Source organism: Bacteroides sp. AF32-8BH (assembly GCF_003435205.1).
Lineage (GTDB): Bacteria > Bacteroidota > Bacteroidia > Bacteroidales > Bacteroidaceae > Bacteroides > Bacteroides ovatus.
In genome coordinates, this window is sequence record NZ_QVLZ01000025.1 from 7,477 (window position 1) to 24,637 (window position 17,161).

Consider the following 17,161-nt stretch of genomic DNA (forward strand, 5'->3'; position numbering starts at 1 on the left):
AGCGAGGGTGTGTTCATATTGAGCGAGGGTGTGTTCATATTGAGCGAGGTGTGTGGATATTGACGAACGACATCGTTCAATATGGTCAATGGAATCGCTGAAATTGGACGTACCTCGCTATTTAAGCACAAGCCTCGCAGATATACCCATCCTTTATCTGATATTTGAGAACTTACTTTATGTATTGCTCGTATCTCACTCCAATTTACATAGAATGTGCAAAGTGCCCCTTTATTTTGAGAACAGCTGATAAGATTAAGTTGCTTCAAGGTATCTATTGCCCGGCGTACTGAACTAATAGAAGTTCCCATGACGTCAGCTAGTTCTTTGTTGGATATGGCGCATGTTGTCTTATCTCCATCCGTATAGCCTCTTCGTAACAGATGAAATAAAATCATAAAGCCATCACTGGATGTTAATGTTGCCATTGCGTATGGGATGCACTTCCAGTGGTTATCGAATTTATCGGAAAACGTACTCATTTACTTGTATCATCTTTTATATAAAAACTAATAATCTGCCCTTTAACCATCTGTTTGGTAAGACGGAAACCTATTTGTTTTGCAAATCGTCCTATGCGTTGATTATTGGGTGCATACGGAAATCTTTCAGCATAACATGTTCTCATATCTTCTACAGAAACCCTGTTTTTATTTTCTATATCCATACTTTTATTAAATTAGTTCGTTATACATCTATTTATTATTTCTCTTCGTTTTGACTTGGCATATTATTTTGTTGGCACAAGTTAAGTTGATTTTGGCTCAACAATTCATCGCATGTCCGTTTAAAAGGACAATCTTTACAAGCTGTATTCTGTGCAACCACAATGGTTATAGCCGCGATTGAGACAAGCGACAATACAATTAAAAGAATAACAATCATTTTATTTCAAGTTTTTTGTCATTAATATAAAGTCATATTTTAATGGATCCTCTGCATCCCATTGGCGATAAACATGAGTGAGTTCCATAACAGCCTTCCAGCTCTCTTTAGGATAAGATATAAGCCCCATACGTTGTGCTTGCTGCGCAACATGGGTATCCATAACAGCGTATAGTTTTTTAGGTTTGATTAAGTCAGTCTGCCATACTCCTAAATCTATTTCATCTTTACGAACCATCCAACGCAATAGCATATTAATACGTTTACAAGCAGAGTTACGATATGGACTTCCAAGACGGGCCGGTTCACACCAATTACATAGCGTGAGTAATAAATCATCAAGTGAAATGGGATGTTTTTTTAAATATTCCTGAATAGAATCGTGTTTACTGTAGAAGCATCTTAATTGATGACACACCTCTTTAAATATTTTTCCTGTAAGAGTACGGTAAATACTACATTCGTCCGGAATATCATAAAAATCACCCAATTTAATATATTTACCTGGCTCCCATCCACATACGTTCATCAACTTCTCTGCACAATATATTATATGACTACGTTGTCCCCATGAAACCATAGCCGTTAATATTGCACAAACCTCAATATCCGCTGTAGTTCTCCCAGAAAGATTCCGTATTTGGTGTACTATTTGAATAGGATCATTTGAGATAAACGCTTTATGGTCAAACTGATTCCACATTCGTTCCATCTCATTTTTTAATGTATGTATCATTATTATCTGCTTTTAAATTGTTACGATAAAAAGTTATCATATCAGCTATAATATTAGTTGCTACTTTGGCTTGTTGTGCCATTTCATAATTTTCCGCTTTTACTAAGTTTTCATTCCAGCACCATATATCATATCTGATTTTCCATAAAATCATTTCATTGGCATCATTCGTAAATTGAGAGTGAGATAACATTAGCTTCTGAAGATAATATATCTCTTGAAGAGTTTTGTATTGCTTAGATAGTTTACGAAGTGCATAAATGGCAATGGCAAACAATATTAAGCATAGTATAAAAATTGCATATATCATATTTTTAATTCGTTTATATTTATAAATGAAGGACAGTTTTCATCGCCAATAGTATGATTGGCCGGAATCTTATTGAAAGGTCCATCTCGTTCGCAAGATAAATTATATCTAAGACAATTATAGCGATCCCAACATCCTTTAGCCTGACACTTATGAGGGTCGTTAGATAATTTGGTATAAGTTATCAATGATAGGAAATTGGCAGTATCTGGCAATTGTTTTCTAAAATGTTCTGGGATTTCACCTTGATGCCATATATTATTGGATTTGATTAATGTTCCATCAAATCGCCGAATATAAAACTCTTTGCCTTCAGAACCTTTAATAACGTTATTGGGTCGTTTTACAAATGGATATACAATATAATAATGAGAACCAATAACTTCATTACCTATATCCGGATGAGCTATTTTATCCATCCAGAAAGCACATTTAGAACAGACATTTCGTTTACTCATAATACGCAAAATATCTCCCGGAGGATTACATTCATCCAGGTTCTCCAGCGTATTACATAATTCACAAGTAATGATGATAGGTGGGGATACAGACAGTCCCCTCTTTTGTTGTATAAACATGGTCAATTTTATTTATCCAATTATGGAGTAAAGATAGGGGCACATGTCGTGCAAATCAAAATGTAAAATGTAGCGAAGAAGTTAGAGACGGATAGAATCGAATATAGAATTTATTTCATCTTCTCTAATGCAAATGTATATTTTAGTTATTTCAATGTTAGAGTGATTGAATATCCTGTTCAATAGTAACAGTGCTTCTGACTTGTTTTCGCTTGTATCATAAACATATCGTCCAAATGTTTTTCTAAAAGTGTGTGTAGAAAAATTTTCTATATCCAATTTATATTTAGCCTTCCATTCTTTCATTATCCGATTAAGATATTGAGAAGAGACAGATACTCCTGTAAATTTGCTTTTAAATATTAATTCATTCGGATTAGGGCGTTTAAGCAATATATAAAGTTCCTCTATTCTCGTTTGAATACTTAAATTAAATGGGATTTTTCGTACCTTTCCAGTTTTCTTCTCAATTTTAGTCAATGAACCTTTATGGAGAATATCAGCCCATGCTAAAGACAATACATCTGATACTCGTAGTGCAGTGCAGAATGCCAGTCGAGCATATAGTTCCCATAAATATTGCCGATCCTTATGAAGAAGGCGTAGTAATTTCTTATATTCTTCCATAGGAAGATAATCACTTTTGGTTAACTGATTTTTCTTTGCCATAATTATATCAATTCATTTACTCAATGCAAAAGTATGATATTACATCCAATTATACAAATTTAGAAGCGATTAATATCAATTTAAATCAATATTAATCGCTAATATATTGTAATACAACAATTTAACTATTCAAAAATTCACAGAATTCTTCAATTGATAAAATTGGTATCCCCAATAATTTGGCCTTGGATATTTTTGATGAGTTGGCAGATTTGTCCTTCACCACCAAATGTGTTGTTTTTTTAGACACCCCACTAACAATTTTTCCTCCTTCGTTGGTGATTACTTCTTCAAGATTACTATCTCGAAATCCTGATACACAGATGGACAAACCTTTACATTTACCTTCCAGCACAACGGTCTTTGGGGACAATTTGTAAGGTATTTTAGTTTCCTCTAAAAAGGCCATAAATGGAAAATACCCTAACAATAAGTTTTGTACAGTTATAGGACAATTTTTAAAGTCTTCGCTTTGAACATCCGGTTCGTGATTGATATACCACCCTTGACAGAACGAGCATAAATCCTCATCATCCATTTCATCCAATATTTTTTGGGCTTTTATTTTTCCTATTCCTTTAAAGCAATCGCTGGCTTGCATTAAAGTCGCCAAATCAACTCCTTGCATGATTTTTCTGTTATTCTCCAATATTATATTTGAAATACTGTCTCCGAATCCTTCGATTTTTATCAGATCGTTAAAAGTAACGTTAAGAATCGCCGGTATAGAAGTAAAGCCTGCATTGAATATTTTGGATAATGTTTCTTCTCCCATATTTTCAGCCCCACATGTCAAATAGAAAAATATAATTTTAGCTAATTGAACACCTGGACAACTAGGATTAGTGCAACACAGTTCTATGTGATTCTCATTCCACATAGTCGATGAACCACAATGAGGACACTCTGACATTTCATCCCATAATTTTTCTTGTTCTTCTTGTGTTGCTGGGCTAAGAGTTGAGAGAATCTTAGGAATTACCCCTCCAGAACGGGTAACTAATATTTCAGCCCCCTTCGCTATTTCGTGATCATTAATCCAACCGGCATTATATCCAGTAGGATTTTCCATGTTACAATCTCCAGTATCAACCATTTCAATATTGACCACAGGTTTAAGGGCACCTGACTTACTGACTTTCCATACAATACCCTTAACTGTTGTTTCAAAAGATTCTGTAAAATCTGGATGTTTGTAGGCAATAGCATATAATGGATTTCCAGATGTTTGATGTCTGCCAATAATTTCCCATAAGCGCAAATCATCAACATAAATTACAATACCATCAATTGGATATATCTTACTCCACTCTTTGAATAAATTCATCAGTAGCTCTTCATTCAGTTCATCTATAAAAGCGAAATGGTAAAGATGCTCTTGTTGATAGATATTACAAATAGTTTCTATCAGACTATGGAAGTTGTTATAATCATGTAGGGAACTCTCATCCACTCCATATCTGAAGAAAGAAGCGTGTTCAAGATAATCACACGGCTCATCTCTATTTAAAAGACCGGCAGCTGTATTACGTGGTGATTTAAAAATATCTCCTGTGAATTTAGAACGTTTTCCATGAAAATGTTGCTCCCAATCACTTCTGTTGATGACAAATTCTCCAAAAGTATAATGAAAACTGCTGGCCGGATTATAACATTGAGTGGATGCTTGATAATGGTTAGTACAATCTTGTCCTTCATTTTCTATCCCGCCACGAGAATATGCCTCACCTGTTAATTCATTATATAGTAGAGAAAGACCATCCAGCTTAGGCATACATACTACACCTGCATTTCCTTTCAAACCTAAAGACATATACCATTTTTTAAGTTCTGATATATCCTTTACTTTATTTAAAGATTTCATTGGGATTGGCAAAGCCCGTTTTCGGGTTTCAGACACAAAAGCGGGTTCGGTATGTTTGAACCATTCATTGTCTGGATCAAGTGTTTTTAATAGTTCTATTTCTGCATCATACTCCGCATCTGAGATTTCTGGCGTACCCATACGATACATTTTATTGTGTCGCTTGACCCTATCAAGCAACGCATCTTTTGTTTCAACTGTAAAATTAAGCTCCATATCTTATAATATTTATAAATTAAATAATGGGGCACATAAAACGTACCCCATATTTCTTATTTTATTCCAGAATGCCCAAATCCTTGTTCACCGCGTTCTGTGGCCTCTAAATCTTCGATTGAAGAAACAGGCTCCCATTCTGCTTGTTCATATTTAGAGATAATCATTTGAGCAATCCGTTCCCCGTCATTAACAGTAAACGGCTCTGTTCCATGATTAATAAGAATTACACCTACATCACCTCGATAGTCGGCATCCACGCATCCAGGAGAATTAAGACAAGTGATTCCTTTTTTAAGAGCCAATCCACTTCTAGGCTGAATTCTTGCTTCAAAACCTTCTGGAAGTTGTATGTGTAATCCTGTTGGAACCAATACACGTTCTCTAGGATTAATAGTAATTGGAGCATCAATATTTGCTCTTAGGTCCAGTCCTGCTGATTGCTTAGTTGCGTATTGAGGCAACGGATGTTTTGATGTACTATAAACTTTTACTTTCATACGTTCTATTGTTTTTATTATATTTCCATTTTTTACGATTCATCGCCATCGTAGGATATGTCTGACGTTCGATACCACATAATTTGTCATATTCCTCTAACTTTAATGAACCTATATCTGATAATTCTATTTCAACATTACTGCCTATATATCTAAAATAATACATACCATTGGAAATCAATGTACCGACACAGGCCTTAGAAATATTTCCAGGCTTTAAACCGCTGATTTTAGCTGCCTCATTTACTGAAGCAGCCATAAGAGCCAATGTTTTTCTGCGATTAAATATTAAGACAGCTTTGGGTTTACGAAAAATCTTCTCTGCCATCCCAAATTTGTTTGAGCAATTCTGGAGGAAGCCTTTTCTTTACCAACGAAATTAAATGTGTATCTGACACAACAACTCCAGTAACAAACATTTCGTCTATTATTTCATTGATATATGCGCAGAATTGCGGATCAACATAAGATAAAAACGGATAGCATAAACATCCGTCAATCAATTGATGCTCCTCCGTGTTGATTGATACCAGTTTCTCTAAAGGCAACTTGTAAGTTTCTGCAATAGCCTTGATTTGGAAATCAAACTTATGAAAGAAGTCTTCTATGCTTAATTTATTGTCGGGGTCTTTAGATTGGAGATAATATGTAGCATCAAAAATTCTGCTACCATCAAAATGAGTTCCAAAAAGGAGATTAGGAAATTCCGGGAGTGAGACTTCTGTACATTTGATATTTATAATTTTCCCGGTTCCCTTAGGAGAAGTCATTATACCCTAATGTTGTTTTGATGAGTTTCAGGTGTAACCATGACCGATTGTGCTTTGTCATATTTGACATTGCGAATAGTATATTCACGTGTTTCCCCAGCCCGTTTTAAGTAAGTGCGAATATTTTCTATCGCTTCAGATGAAGAATAAGCCGGTACATAAATTGTACTGTTGGAACTTTTGGTTTTACCAGTCTTTTCGTCCACATCATAATAAACAAGAGATACTTGATACAACCCAACTTCTGTATCTTCACTTTCTTCAAAAAAATAGGATATTAATCCACAAATTAGTTCAGTATCAGTAGCAAATGTATCGTTATAAGCAACTTCTGAAATTTTGGTGCGGACAATTTCTATATCTACATCACCAAACTCATCTTTTCCTTCAGCCAACTTATATGCGATTTGTTCTGCTTCGGTATAGCATGTAGCCATTACCAGATCTTCTGATTTGATGGGAACAATAGCACCTAGATCATTTGTGCCTTTGTATGCCATCTTAATGCGAAAATAATTAAAATCTTTACTCATTTTAATGACGTATTATTTGTTAAACATTAAATTATCGACGCAAAGATATTTTATTTTATCATATTGACAATACAAAAACATATATTTAACACATATTTTATAGCTATATGTCTATAATACTGATATTTATAAATTACAAATTATAATACATATACTCCTACCCTATCATATATATAGAAACCAACTTTAGACTCGCTATCTATTCTTTCAAAAACTCTTAATATGAATGTAATTAGTGCAGAAACAACATTTCACGGCACTCCTTTAGAAAGCATATTTAAAACTAGCAAAAAAACTATTCAAGAATATGTTAGGGAGATTGACCGTCATTGTAGATACAAATCCATTCAATCCCAAGTAACACGCGGGGTTGTTTTAGATGATCGTGGCCCACTGATAGATTTATACGAAGCATGTGTAGAGCAGGATGCTCATTTACGTGCAGTATTAGAAACTGTAGAATCACAGATTATAGGCGAACGATACATGTTGGCAAGACAAAATGAACGAGGAAAATATATTAAGGATGTAGAAGAAACCAAAAAGATACAAGGTTCTCAATTCACTAAAATCATAAAAGGTATTGTTGAAGCCAAATGGTACGGTTACACCTTATTAGAAATAATGCCTGATATTAATCCTTTAACAGGAAAGCTAGCTGAAGTAAATATTATTGAGCGAAGAAATGTATTGGCAAGTCAATTACGAGTTGTGCAAAGACAAGGGCAGTGGAATCCTGGATGGGATATTGCTTCATCGCAATACTCCAAGAATTATATACTTATTGATAATGGTGACTTGGGGCTATTCTCTGCAACTACCCCAACTATCCTTGCAAAAAAATTCACTCTTGCTAATTATGTTAATTTTAGTCATACTTATGGTCAACCTATCATACATGGTAAGACTGAATCAGAAAGCATCCAAGATCGACAACGATTAGCACAAAACATTGCAAATGCGGCTCAGAATAAAATAATAGTCACAGGATTGAACGATGATATTGACATTAAGACATTTACAATGTCAAATTCCGAACACATATATACTAGTTTAATAAATTTTGCCAATACAGAAGTTTCTAATTTAATAGTTGGCTCTGAATCTATGGCTGGAGCAACCCAATCTTATGTTGGATCAACAAATGCTCACCAAGACATTTTTCGGGAGCGCATAGAAATGTATCGCGGTTTCATTGAAAATGTAATGAATGAAGAGATCGTTCCTAGATTAGTATCTATGGGATATATCAAGCCGGGATTAGAATTCAAATATGCCAACCGTGTAGAAATGAGTAACAAAGACAAGATTAGCTTATATTCTTTTATTACAGATAAGTATGAAGTATCAGCAGATGAAATCGAAAAAGAATTTGGTATTGTCGTAGGGAAACAATTTAACGCTATATCGGAAATGGCAAGTAATAGCGGGAGCATAAATGGAAGTTCCAATGATAGACGCATTATGTCCGATGAAGAATATTACAAAAGATATGGGCATAGGCGTGGTGAACGAAAGAATTCAAGCAACGTTGAAAATTTTCTAATGGAAGGAGAATAAAAGATAGCACTTCTCCTTCCGTCCTTGCAGAATCTAAATCGAACAAAGATGAAGAGAATGCTGAATACCTTGCTATCTACGCTGTTTTCCAGAAGTTTTTACAGGACTATGGCAATATAGAGGATCGTTGGGATTTATTAGAAGAAATGATGACGTTACGTGCGGAATTTGCATTGAATCATGCAATCAAAGGTTTTGGTATGGACTTTGAAAAAGCACTGGAATTACTTCGTAATCACAATGATGGATTAACCAAATTAGAAAAAGAGCAACGTAATATATTAGTAGCTGCATTAGATAATCTTGTTGATTTTGCAGTAGCTGAAGAATTTCAGATGTCGGAGAACCTTCCAGACAATTTTAATATTACCAATGAAGTAGATCTGGCAGAAGCTGAAAATATTTTTCACAGATACAATAGCATATACGCGAATATTGAAAACGAAGATATTGAATATGCGATGGGAATTGCTGCTGGTTGGATTTTGTATAGCAATAATACAGTGTTAACATATATGACACAGGGAGATAATAGGGTGCGCCCTTGGCACCTTGCATTAGAAGGGACTAGCTACCGCAAAGCATCTTTCCCAGCATGGTTAATCCCCCCAATTGAACATGGATGCCGTTGTTTTCTAGTAGAAGAAAGTGCTGACGTTCTCAACCAATCCAAATTATCACAGGTGATGGGACAAATTATTGAGATGCCCGATTTTGTTAATCCAGTATTTAAAGAAAGTGTAGCAAAGGGTGGGCGAATATTTAGTGATGCACATTCATACTTTATTATTCCTAAAAAGCATAAAAAGAGGCTGCGCACCATTGCTAATAAAATTAAGGACAAATGGCTGGAAAAGTAATAACTCCAAGACAATTAGCTCAACAATGGTTGAGATTGCCTAATAAATTTGAAGTTAATGTATTCAATTTTGAAACATTGGTAGGTAATGCCGCAAAAAAAATATTTAGAGACTCTTTTTATCTCCGGCGGTTCAATTCAGCCGGAACTTTTTCTTGGCAATCCAGACGTAATCATAAGCCACACCCTATATTGGAAGAAACAGGAGCATTAAAACATTCAATAATATGGGAACGCTTTCATTCTAATAAGAATCGTGGTGTTAAATTATTCACAGATCCAGACATGTTCAAATTTAGTAATAGGCAATATGGAAGAAACTTTTGTTATGCAGCAATACATAATGAAGGAGGGAAAATTGCCAAACCAGGTTCTCCAGCATCCTATATTAGACAAAGGCAATTTATAGGATATTCTACAACCGTAGCTGATAAAATTTCATCTTACAGTATTCGTATTTTTGATGGCTTTCCAAAATGATAGTAGATAAATATAAAACAGATTTACCGGACAGTTTAAAAGACACGTTTGCAAAAGACACCTCTCCCCTTCCCGATGATGACGATACTACTTTGGAGGAAGTAGACAACAACCCTTTAGAGGATGTGTATTTAGCTGTAAAACGTGTATTAGAGTCCTTACATACAGACCCTAACGATAATAATTCGCCTAAACTATTTCAAACTGTAAAAATAGATAACGGACAGTTTGAACGTATTGTTCGTACTCGTGGTAATACAGAATATGCTATACCTTTTCCTGCGGCATTTATTCGGTTTGTGAATGTACGTTATTTAGTTGCCCAACAAAGAATTGGAGAAGGGCGTGCCACTATGCGTATCAGATTTGTGCTTAATGATTTAAACAATAGTGACGATATTGTTGAGACACATGGATTTCGCGTTTTTCAACAGATCAATGATGCAATTCAAGATGCGAAAGATTACGAAGAAGCATTAAATGAACGTTGCAATCTTACCTATTTTGATATGCCGGAATCTTTAGATCATGGGCTACAGCCATACTGGATTGACTACGAGATATGGTTTAGAACATCATCCTCTTTCCAGTATCGCAAATGGGTAGACAGGTATTTAGTTATGCCACCATTCACGAACCATTCTGATGCACCAGAACATGATTCAGAAGCACATGGTAATCACAAGGAACCTAAAATCGAAGATGTAGCTAAGTATGAACCTTCTGTAGAAATGCCTTCAACTGATCCTCCAACCGGTCAAGTCGAATAACAAACTTACAACCATTAAAGAAGCTGATACCTATTCTTGTGAAAAAGCTCAAATGAAAGTAGATGAATTAAAATATGTAGTTGGAGAAGCGCAAGAAGCAAAACCGGTATATATGCGCTTCTATGGCAAAATTGACGAAGAGAGCACACGTAATTTCAATGATGAATTTTTATGGATACAAGATTACGTTAAACCCTCGAAAATTGTAATCAGCATTAATAGTGAAGGTGGAAGCGTTCTGTACGGAATGGGAACATTCTCCATTATACAGCAATGTCCCATTGAAGTTGAAACAATTGTAGAAGGATTGGCAGCATCAATGGCTTCAGTACTGTGGGCGGCAGGAACTCGTTCTTACATGCGTGACTATTCTATTTTAATGATCCATAACCCCTTCATACGTGACGAAAACTCACGCAACCCAGACAATGAACAAATTGTAAATGCTTTTCAGAAACAGATTGAGACCATATATCATAAAAGATTTGGTCTTACGAAAGCTAAGGTTCGAGAAATCATGGATGGCAAAGAAGGTTGTGATGGAACTTATTTTGATGCAAAATCTGCCGTAAACGCCGGTATATTATCAGCAGAATGTGTTTTAAAAACCTCTAAACAGGTTTGTAATAAAGTAAAAGATCAAATTGAAGGAGTAGTGGAAGCGAACGCCCTTCAAAAAATCATGGCTTCTATCAATACAGAACTGGGCAATTTTAAACCACTTGATGATTCCAGTTCTATTCCTAATCAAAATCAAATAGAAAATTCAAATTCACAAAAAACAATGGACAAAGAACAAGAATTTGCATTTGGTTCTGTATGCGCCCAGCTTGGTTTGGAGAAAACCTCTGAAGTTTCAGCTGTTATTACCCGAATTGATGCATTGAAAAATGCGGAAAACAAGGCAGCAGAAATTCAGGCTTCATACAATGCTTTGAAAATTCAGAAAGAAGGATTGGATGCGCAACTTACCAATGTTCAAAACGAATTGACAACTGTCAAGAACGAATTGAAAAGTTACAAAGATGCTGAAGAAGCAAAACGTAAAGAAACTATCGAACAGTTCGTTGACAATGCAATTGCTGAAGGTAAAATCAATTCTGATGCAAAACCTAAATGGGTGGAAATGGCTCAAAACGATTTTGAGATGGTACAGGCAACACTGAATTCCATTCCAAAACGTGATAAAATTTCTGCTGAAATTGCAAATGATCCTGCCAACATTGAAAATGCAGAAAATCAGATGACCGAGGCAGAAAAGAAAATGGCTAAGGCTGTTGAAGCTGTCGTAGGAACAGATTTCCAATTTAAAACACTTGACTAAAACAAAATAACATAAACAACATGGCAAGTTCAGTAAATTTTGCGCAAAACACATATTCTGGTGAGGTCCTTAATGACCTCCTGACATATACCGCGCAAGGGAATGATACATACAAAGAAGGTTTGATTCATATCAAATCTGGAATCCAGTTCAAATACACCATCCCCACTATCCAATTGGGAAAAGTAATTCAAGATAACGTCCCCACTCCAAACTCAACTCATGGCGCAGGAGCAGGAACTACTGGTGGATTGAACCAATACACATTAACAGAACGTTACCTGGAACCGCAAGAATTCATGGTGTACCTTGAATTTAACCCCCGTGACTATGAAAAGTATTACAAATTTGCCCAGCCGGAAGGTAATTTGGTATTCCGTGACTTAGACCCCAAAGTACAAGCTAAAATGCTGCGCCTCTTGATGGATCGAAAGAATGAGTATATCGGTGAGTCTATTTGGTGCTCCGCAAAAGGTGGTTCAGCTGCCGCAAAAATTACCGCTCCTGAAGGTTGTACAACGATTGGAGGTGAAAATGCCGGTGGCCCAATGAAATACTTTGATGGTGCAATCAAACGTATTCTGGCAAATACCGCAACAAATGCAACAGAGGTAGAGAAAGCTGGTGGACAAGTTATTATTGCCGGTACTACAGAATTGAGTACAGGTGCCAATGTAGAAGCCGCTCTCAATGCTATGTGGAAGAAATGCCCGAAACAAATCCGTAAAAAAGCAGGACTGGTATTTGTATGTGGTTGGGATATTTGGGATTTATATGATCAATATCTAAGTGACAAAACTGTGAAATACTCCGACAACACTAAGGTTAACGAGTATCGTTTTAAAGGTAAGCGTATTGTACCTATTGTCGGCATTCCAGAACATACTATCGTACTCGGAGAATTTACTACCGGCATGGAATCTAACCTGTGGATGGGGGTTGACTATGCAAATGACGCTGAAGTAGTAAAGGTTGAACGGCTACAAGCTAACAGCGAATTATATTTCTTCCAGATGCGAATGAAAATGGACGTAAACATCGTTCGTCCGGCAGAAATTGTAGCATGGACCGCTTACAAAAATGCAGAATAACAAATTGAATTAAATATCTCATCATAGTTTATTACAAGGGAGTGGAGTCGGTACTCCATTCCCTTTTTTAATTTAAGTTATGGCTAGAAAAAAGAATACAGAAACTCCGGTTACAGAAGAGGTTAAAACACAAGATCCTACAGTTACTTCAGAAACACCGGTTATTTCAAATGAAGAATCTGAAAAACAAGAGCAAGACACTGTTGAAACTCCAGATACCTCCTCTATCAAAGAGTCTTCTCAAAAACCTGAAAAAAAAGACAAAACAAAAGAAGAGGATGAAATACCAGAATTCGTAAAAGAACTATTACAAAAATATCCTGGCTATCCGGCATTGTATATTGATTCCAAAGGTGGTGTATTCACCGCAGATGCACAACCTAATTGGGTGAAGGATGCTATTCTTTATCAAAATCCGTATTACAAACAATAAAATTTACAAATATGGCATTAGGTGGCGTTTTTATGAGTGATACCGATGGAAACATTGGAACAAGCTCTACAACCTCAACTGAAAAAGTCACAGGTTTGCTGTTTGATATTTCCAAACAAGCTAAATTCTTCGAAGAAGGTGCTGGTTTGGCCGTAAAAGACAAATTACAAGGTAATGTTATTGAAATCAATTCTATGGATGATTTGAAAGAACTTGGCATTACCGCATACTCCGGTGACACTGAAAAGGATTTACTGTTTGGAATTCCTTATTATCATATCAATCATTTCTTTGGAATACAAGGAAGCACAGGACGTTTGTTTATCATGTTTGCAGACTGTGGTGTAGATTGGAATGCTATAGAACAAATGCAACGCGCAGCACATGGTATGATTAACCAACTCGGTGTTTGGACTGAACAATCGTTGTGGAAACAAACAGATCCGGAAGCAGAAACATATAGCATTGACCTAGTTACAGATCTGCAATCCAAAGCAGCGTCTTTAGCTGATGAAAATGCTCCTTTATCAATTTTGTTATGTGCAAATTCCGCAGTAATCGCAACAGATGAAGAATCTGTGAAGAAAGTAGAACTTGGCAAAATACCAACATGTGTTATTAATGCTCGGTTTGTCAGTGTATTACTTGGTCAGGGACTAGACGCTGATGTATCAGCGATGCAACTTGCTAATCAAAATCTCACTCCTATAGGAAATATTGGAGCTGCACTCGGATGTATCGCTTCGGCAAGTGTACAAGAATCATTCGCATGGGTAAATAAGTTCAATTTGATTGGTTATTTCCCAGATATTGAAATGGGATTCGGAGATGTCACTTTGAATAGCGAAAGTAAGTTGACAAGTACATTAAAGTACTCATCTTTGAATAAAATCCAATTGGATGATCTGGACGATAAGGGATATATCTTCTTGTGCAAATATTCTGGTTTGGAAAGTGGAGTTTTTTTCTCTAAAGACCAAACATGTTCAAACGGAGATTACCGAACAGTTGCTAGAAACCGTACAATTCATAAGTCAAGACGCGCTGTACGTAACGCATTATTGCCTTATGTCAACTCTCCGTTGAAAGTAGATCCCAGCACTGGATACCTATCTTCTGCCAAGATTACGATGTTTCAAAACATTGTCTCTGACATCCTCACAACTATGCAGAATAATGAAGAAATTTCAGGTTTTTCTGTAACAATTGATAAGAATCAAAATGTATTAAAGAATGATACACTGATCATTAAATATTCACTTGTTCCGGTGGGTGTAGCGTCCCGTATTGAAGTAGTCGAGGGCTTGGCATTAACCAATAAATAATTAACAAGATGGCAATAATTAACAATGTAGCATACAGCTGGTCTATGATCCGCATTTCCATACCAGCATTGGATATTTCAGAAGATTCTACTATTATGCAAGGAGTTTCTGAAATCAAGTGGAACAAGACTCGTAAAGTTGAAAACAACTACGGTATTGGAGGAAATGCTATCAATCGTGGTTTTGGCAACAAAACCTGTACAGCCTCCATTACAATGGATTATAATACCGTTTCCCAACTCCGAGCATTGGCTGGTTCTTTAATGGATTTGGGAGAATTTGACTTGATCATCTCATTTACTAATGCTTATGCCGGTGAAGACTGGACCGCTGAAACTGTAACGCTAAAGGGATGCCTTTTTAACGAAGACGGAATGGAAAGTAAACAAGATGATACAAACATTACGAAAGAATTCAATTTGAATCCTTTCGATATTATCACAGGAGAAGGAACTAGTTCTTGGCTATAACTTCCGGTATAATATTGTTTCGAAAAGCGAGTTGAAAACGGCTCGCTTTTTATTTTATAGATAAAATAAAAAAGGGATGCGTTAACACATCCCCTTATTATCCGTTTTATAGTGCAGAATTGACGACTAAGCTCAAATATGCACTTTTTACGTTGCAAAAATAACGTTTTATTTCCAATCTACAAAATTCAGTAAGTGTATTTTTGAGCAATCCTTTATTATTTGATTTGTTTTACCACTTCTTTTTATGTTTACCAGATGATCTATGTCTTGTTCAAGCTCTTTTTGTCGATTTATTGATATTTTACCAAGTATATAATCAATAACACCAATAATACCACTAACATATTGCCGGGATTGATTATTAATATTTGCTGGATGTATCTTTACGCCCAATGGCAATGTGATATTATACAAACAACTACCATGTGCACATTTGTTTCTGATAAACATGATTGTTTCAAGATAATTCTTGAATATTCCTATTGTACAACCGTATTTGTTTGCTATTCGTAATTGAACACCTTTATCTCGCAAACTTTTGTACAACATGCAAACGTTGCCGATTGTCATAAATTCCAACGTTTTCCATGCAGGTGCATATCGGTCATTTATGTGAGTTTTATGATGACGCAGAATCACCGGATTCTTAGAAATCTGTGCATACACCATATCGTCAAATGTATTGATAAAAGATGAAAGCATAATTGCAGGATCTACAAACCATGTAGGAGAATTTTTATAATGGTTTGATACAATATATGTGATAGTTGTGCGGATATTGACTTCTATTCTATTTAATGCGTTCAATAGAACCCTTCTCAAATCATAATCAAAATAATATAGATCCACAATTTCCTTAAAAGAAGTGCCTTCACACAGTTTATGGTTGCGATTCCTTAGACTGGGAAAAGTTTTTTCAAACGGAAAAGAATAGAATCCCAATCTATAATACCCCACATCTAGCAAAATCTCCTTTGCCTTCTCTTCATTATCAAAGACCATACCATGTTCTTTGAGTTTATTTATCTGTTCTTCTATATTCAATGCGTGTTTCATATAACAAAATATCTCATAAAAATAATAAAAGCCACTCATAAGTGGCTCATTTCCTTACAAGAAAGTAAGGCGTTGCTTTTATATGTTGTAAAAGTAATAGATTTATTTATTCTATCAAAGAAAAACTATATAGAGAATATATTTTTAACATTTTATTTGTACTCACACACAACCTACCAGCATTATAATTTCTATTCTTGGATAAACATCAATAATCATAATTATAATGGAAAATGTAAACGAAGACCTTTTCTTGCCTGAAGATATTCAGACCGAGATTGAAAAGAAAGTAAAAGAGCTGAAAGATTCAGATCCCAAACTAAAACGTGTATTCCCGATTTTTGTGGAAGGAGATGAAGACGAAGGCGAAAAGCCATATTATATCGGTTATTTTAAACAGCCGCCTTTCCCGACATTCAGTAAATATTTGTCCCTCTCCCAAAAGGACCAAGCCGGTGCCATGCGAGAATTGGCAAAAGATTGTTTTGTCGATGGCGACAAAGAACTGATTAAAGATGATTCCTTATTCATCTATGGCTTGATGCCACATCTGGCTCAAATCATCGAGTTGCGCAAAGGAAAACTCGTAAATTTATCAAAAGCTGGGAAGTAAAAGACGATCAACTTATTCGTCATAGACTGATATTTATCCGTCATTATTTTCCCAGCGTAAACCTTGATGAGTTAAACGATGAAGAATTTGCAATGCTTTCTGAAGATGCCGTATGG

General features: G+C 35.7%; 21 protein-coding genes and 1 pseudogene. 10 read left to right on the top strand and 12 right to left on the bottom strand.

Annotation, left to right across the window (positions count from 1 at the left end):
• The 11 genes and pseudogenes from DWZ47_RS31050 to DWZ47_RS17605 all read right to left on the bottom strand — a co-directional run.
• Positions 1–482: pseudogene (locus DWZ47_RS31050) on the bottom strand (helix-turn-helix domain-containing protein); the annotation flags it as partial.
• Positions 479–667: a hypothetical protein gene (locus DWZ47_RS17555; RefSeq protein WP_032846052.1), complete on the bottom strand. Its 189-nt coding sequence runs from the start codon at positions 665–667 to the stop codon at positions 479–481. The gene DWZ47_RS17555 and the pseudogene DWZ47_RS31050, both read right to left, overlap by 4 nt.
• Positions 668–886: 219 nt before the next feature.
• Positions 887–1,621: a TIGR02757 family protein gene (locus DWZ47_RS17565; protein WP_008768586.1), complete on the bottom strand. Its 735-nt coding sequence runs from the start codon at positions 1,619–1,621 to the stop codon at positions 887–889.
• Positions 1,599–1,931, bottom strand: coding sequence for a hypothetical protein (locus DWZ47_RS17570; RefSeq protein ID WP_055268794.1), 333 nt, complete (start codon positions 1,929–1,931; stop codon positions 1,599–1,601). The genes DWZ47_RS17565 and DWZ47_RS17570 overlap by 23 nt, the downstream gene beginning before the upstream one ends.
• On the bottom strand, positions 1,928–2,350 hold the full coding sequence (locus DWZ47_RS17575) for a hypothetical protein (RefSeq protein WP_225720544.1): 423 nt from the start codon (positions 2,348–2,350) through the stop codon (positions 1,928–1,930). Before DWZ47_RS17575 ends, DWZ47_RS17570 begins: the two co-directional genes overlap by 4 nt.
• Positions 2,351–2,590: 240 nt before the next feature.
• Complete coding sequence (locus DWZ47_RS17580; protein WP_008647802.1) at positions 2,591–3,178, bottom strand: tyrosine-type recombinase/integrase; 588 nt, start codon at positions 3,176–3,178, stop codon at positions 2,591–2,593.
• Between the two features lie 121 nt (positions 3,179–3,299).
• Positions 3,300–5,258, bottom strand: a complete 1,959-nt coding sequence (locus DWZ47_RS17585) for a BRCT domain-containing protein (RefSeq protein WP_117513992.1) — start codon at positions 5,256–5,258, stop codon at positions 3,300–3,302.
• 56 nt (positions 5,259–5,314) lie between these two features.
• Entirely contained in the window at positions 5,315–5,758 is a 444-nt protein-coding gene (gene dut, locus DWZ47_RS17590; RefSeq protein WP_115484574.1) for a dUTP diphosphatase, read from the bottom strand.
• Positions 5,739–6,086 (bottom strand): hypothetical protein, encoded by a 348-nt coding sequence (locus tag DWZ47_RS17595; protein WP_117513994.1) that lies wholly within the window; start codon positions 6,084–6,086, stop codon positions 5,739–5,741. Before DWZ47_RS17595 ends, dut begins: the two co-directional genes overlap by 20 nt.
• A complete protein-coding gene (locus DWZ47_RS17600) occupies positions 6,064–6,528 on the bottom strand; it encodes a hypothetical protein (protein ID WP_117513996.1) in 465 nt (154 codons plus the stop codon). The genes DWZ47_RS17595 and DWZ47_RS17600 overlap by 23 nt, the downstream gene beginning before the upstream one ends.
• A complete protein-coding gene (locus tag DWZ47_RS17605; protein WP_117513998.1) occupies positions 6,528–7,061 on the bottom strand; it encodes a DUF4494 family protein in 534 nt (177 codons plus the stop codon). The genes DWZ47_RS17600 and DWZ47_RS17605 overlap by 1 nt, the downstream gene beginning before the upstream one ends.
• 222 nt (positions 7,062–7,283) lie before the next feature.
• Here DWZ47_RS17605 and DWZ47_RS17610 point away from each other — a divergent pair, with 222 nt between their 5' ends.
• The 9 genes from DWZ47_RS17610 to DWZ47_RS17650 all read left to right on the top strand — a co-directional run bounded on the left by DWZ47_RS17610 (position 7,284) and on the right by DWZ47_RS17650 (position 15,373).
• Positions 7,284–8,621 carry a DUF935 family protein gene (locus DWZ47_RS17610; protein ID WP_008647813.1) on the top strand — a complete coding sequence of 446 codons (1,338 nt, stop codon included), beginning with the start codon at positions 7,284–7,286 and terminating at the stop codon, positions 8,619–8,621.
• A 146-nt stretch (positions 8,622–8,767) separates the two neighbouring features.
• Positions 8,768–9,481 carry a hypothetical protein gene (locus DWZ47_RS17615; protein WP_008768578.1) on the top strand — a complete coding sequence of 238 codons (714 nt, stop codon included), beginning with the start codon at positions 8,768–8,770 and terminating at the stop codon, positions 9,479–9,481.
• Positions 9,466–9,960 (top strand): hypothetical protein, encoded by a 495-nt coding sequence (locus tag DWZ47_RS17620; protein ID WP_032555571.1) that lies wholly within the window; start codon positions 9,466–9,468, stop codon positions 9,958–9,960. Before DWZ47_RS17615 ends, DWZ47_RS17620 begins: the two co-directional genes overlap by 16 nt.
• Positions 9,957–10,730: a hypothetical protein gene (locus DWZ47_RS17625; protein ID WP_008768577.1), complete on the top strand. Its 774-nt coding sequence runs from the start codon at positions 9,957–9,959 to the stop codon at positions 10,728–10,730. Before DWZ47_RS17620 ends, DWZ47_RS17625 begins: the two co-directional genes overlap by 4 nt.
• 52 nt (positions 10,731–10,782) lie before the next feature.
• Positions 10,783–12,054, top strand: a complete 1,272-nt coding sequence (locus tag DWZ47_RS17630) for a Clp protease ClpP (protein ID WP_115484572.1) — start codon at positions 10,783–10,785, stop codon at positions 12,052–12,054.
• Positions 12,055–12,074: 20 nt separating this feature from the next.
• Positions 12,075–13,145: a hypothetical protein gene (locus tag DWZ47_RS17635; protein ID WP_008768575.1), complete on the top strand. Its 1,071-nt coding sequence runs from the start codon at positions 12,075–12,077 to the stop codon at positions 13,143–13,145.
• Between the two features lie 79 nt (positions 13,146–13,224).
• On the top strand, positions 13,225–13,578 hold the full coding sequence (locus DWZ47_RS17640; RefSeq protein WP_032844912.1) for a hypothetical protein: 354 nt from the start codon (positions 13,225–13,227) through the stop codon (positions 13,576–13,578).
• 11 nt (positions 13,579–13,589) lie between these two features.
• A complete protein-coding gene (locus DWZ47_RS17645) occupies positions 13,590–14,903 on the top strand; it encodes a DUF2586 family protein (protein ID WP_008647822.1) in 1,314 nt (437 codons plus the stop codon).
• 8 nt (positions 14,904–14,911) lie between these two features.
• Positions 14,912–15,373 carry a hypothetical protein gene (locus DWZ47_RS17650; protein WP_008647825.1) on the top strand — a complete coding sequence of 154 codons (462 nt, stop codon included), beginning with the start codon at positions 14,912–14,914 and terminating at the stop codon, positions 15,371–15,373.
• A gap of 168 nt (positions 15,374–15,541) precedes the next feature.
• Here DWZ47_RS17650 and DWZ47_RS17655 read toward each other — a convergent pair whose 3' ends face one another.
• The gene (locus tag DWZ47_RS17655; protein ID WP_042994397.1) at positions 15,542–16,432 is read right to left on the bottom strand and encodes an Abi family protein; all 891 of its coding nucleotides are present in this window, start codon (positions 16,430–16,432) and stop codon (positions 15,542–15,544) included.
• 226 nt (positions 16,433–16,658) lie between these two features.
• On the opposite strand from DWZ47_RS17655, the gene DWZ47_RS17660 reads away from it, so the two are divergent.
• On the top strand, positions 16,659–17,045 hold the full coding sequence (locus tag DWZ47_RS17660) for a hypothetical protein (RefSeq protein WP_008647827.1): 387 nt from the start codon (positions 16,659–16,661) through the stop codon (positions 17,043–17,045).
• Positions 17,046–17,161 lie beyond the last annotated feature (116 nt).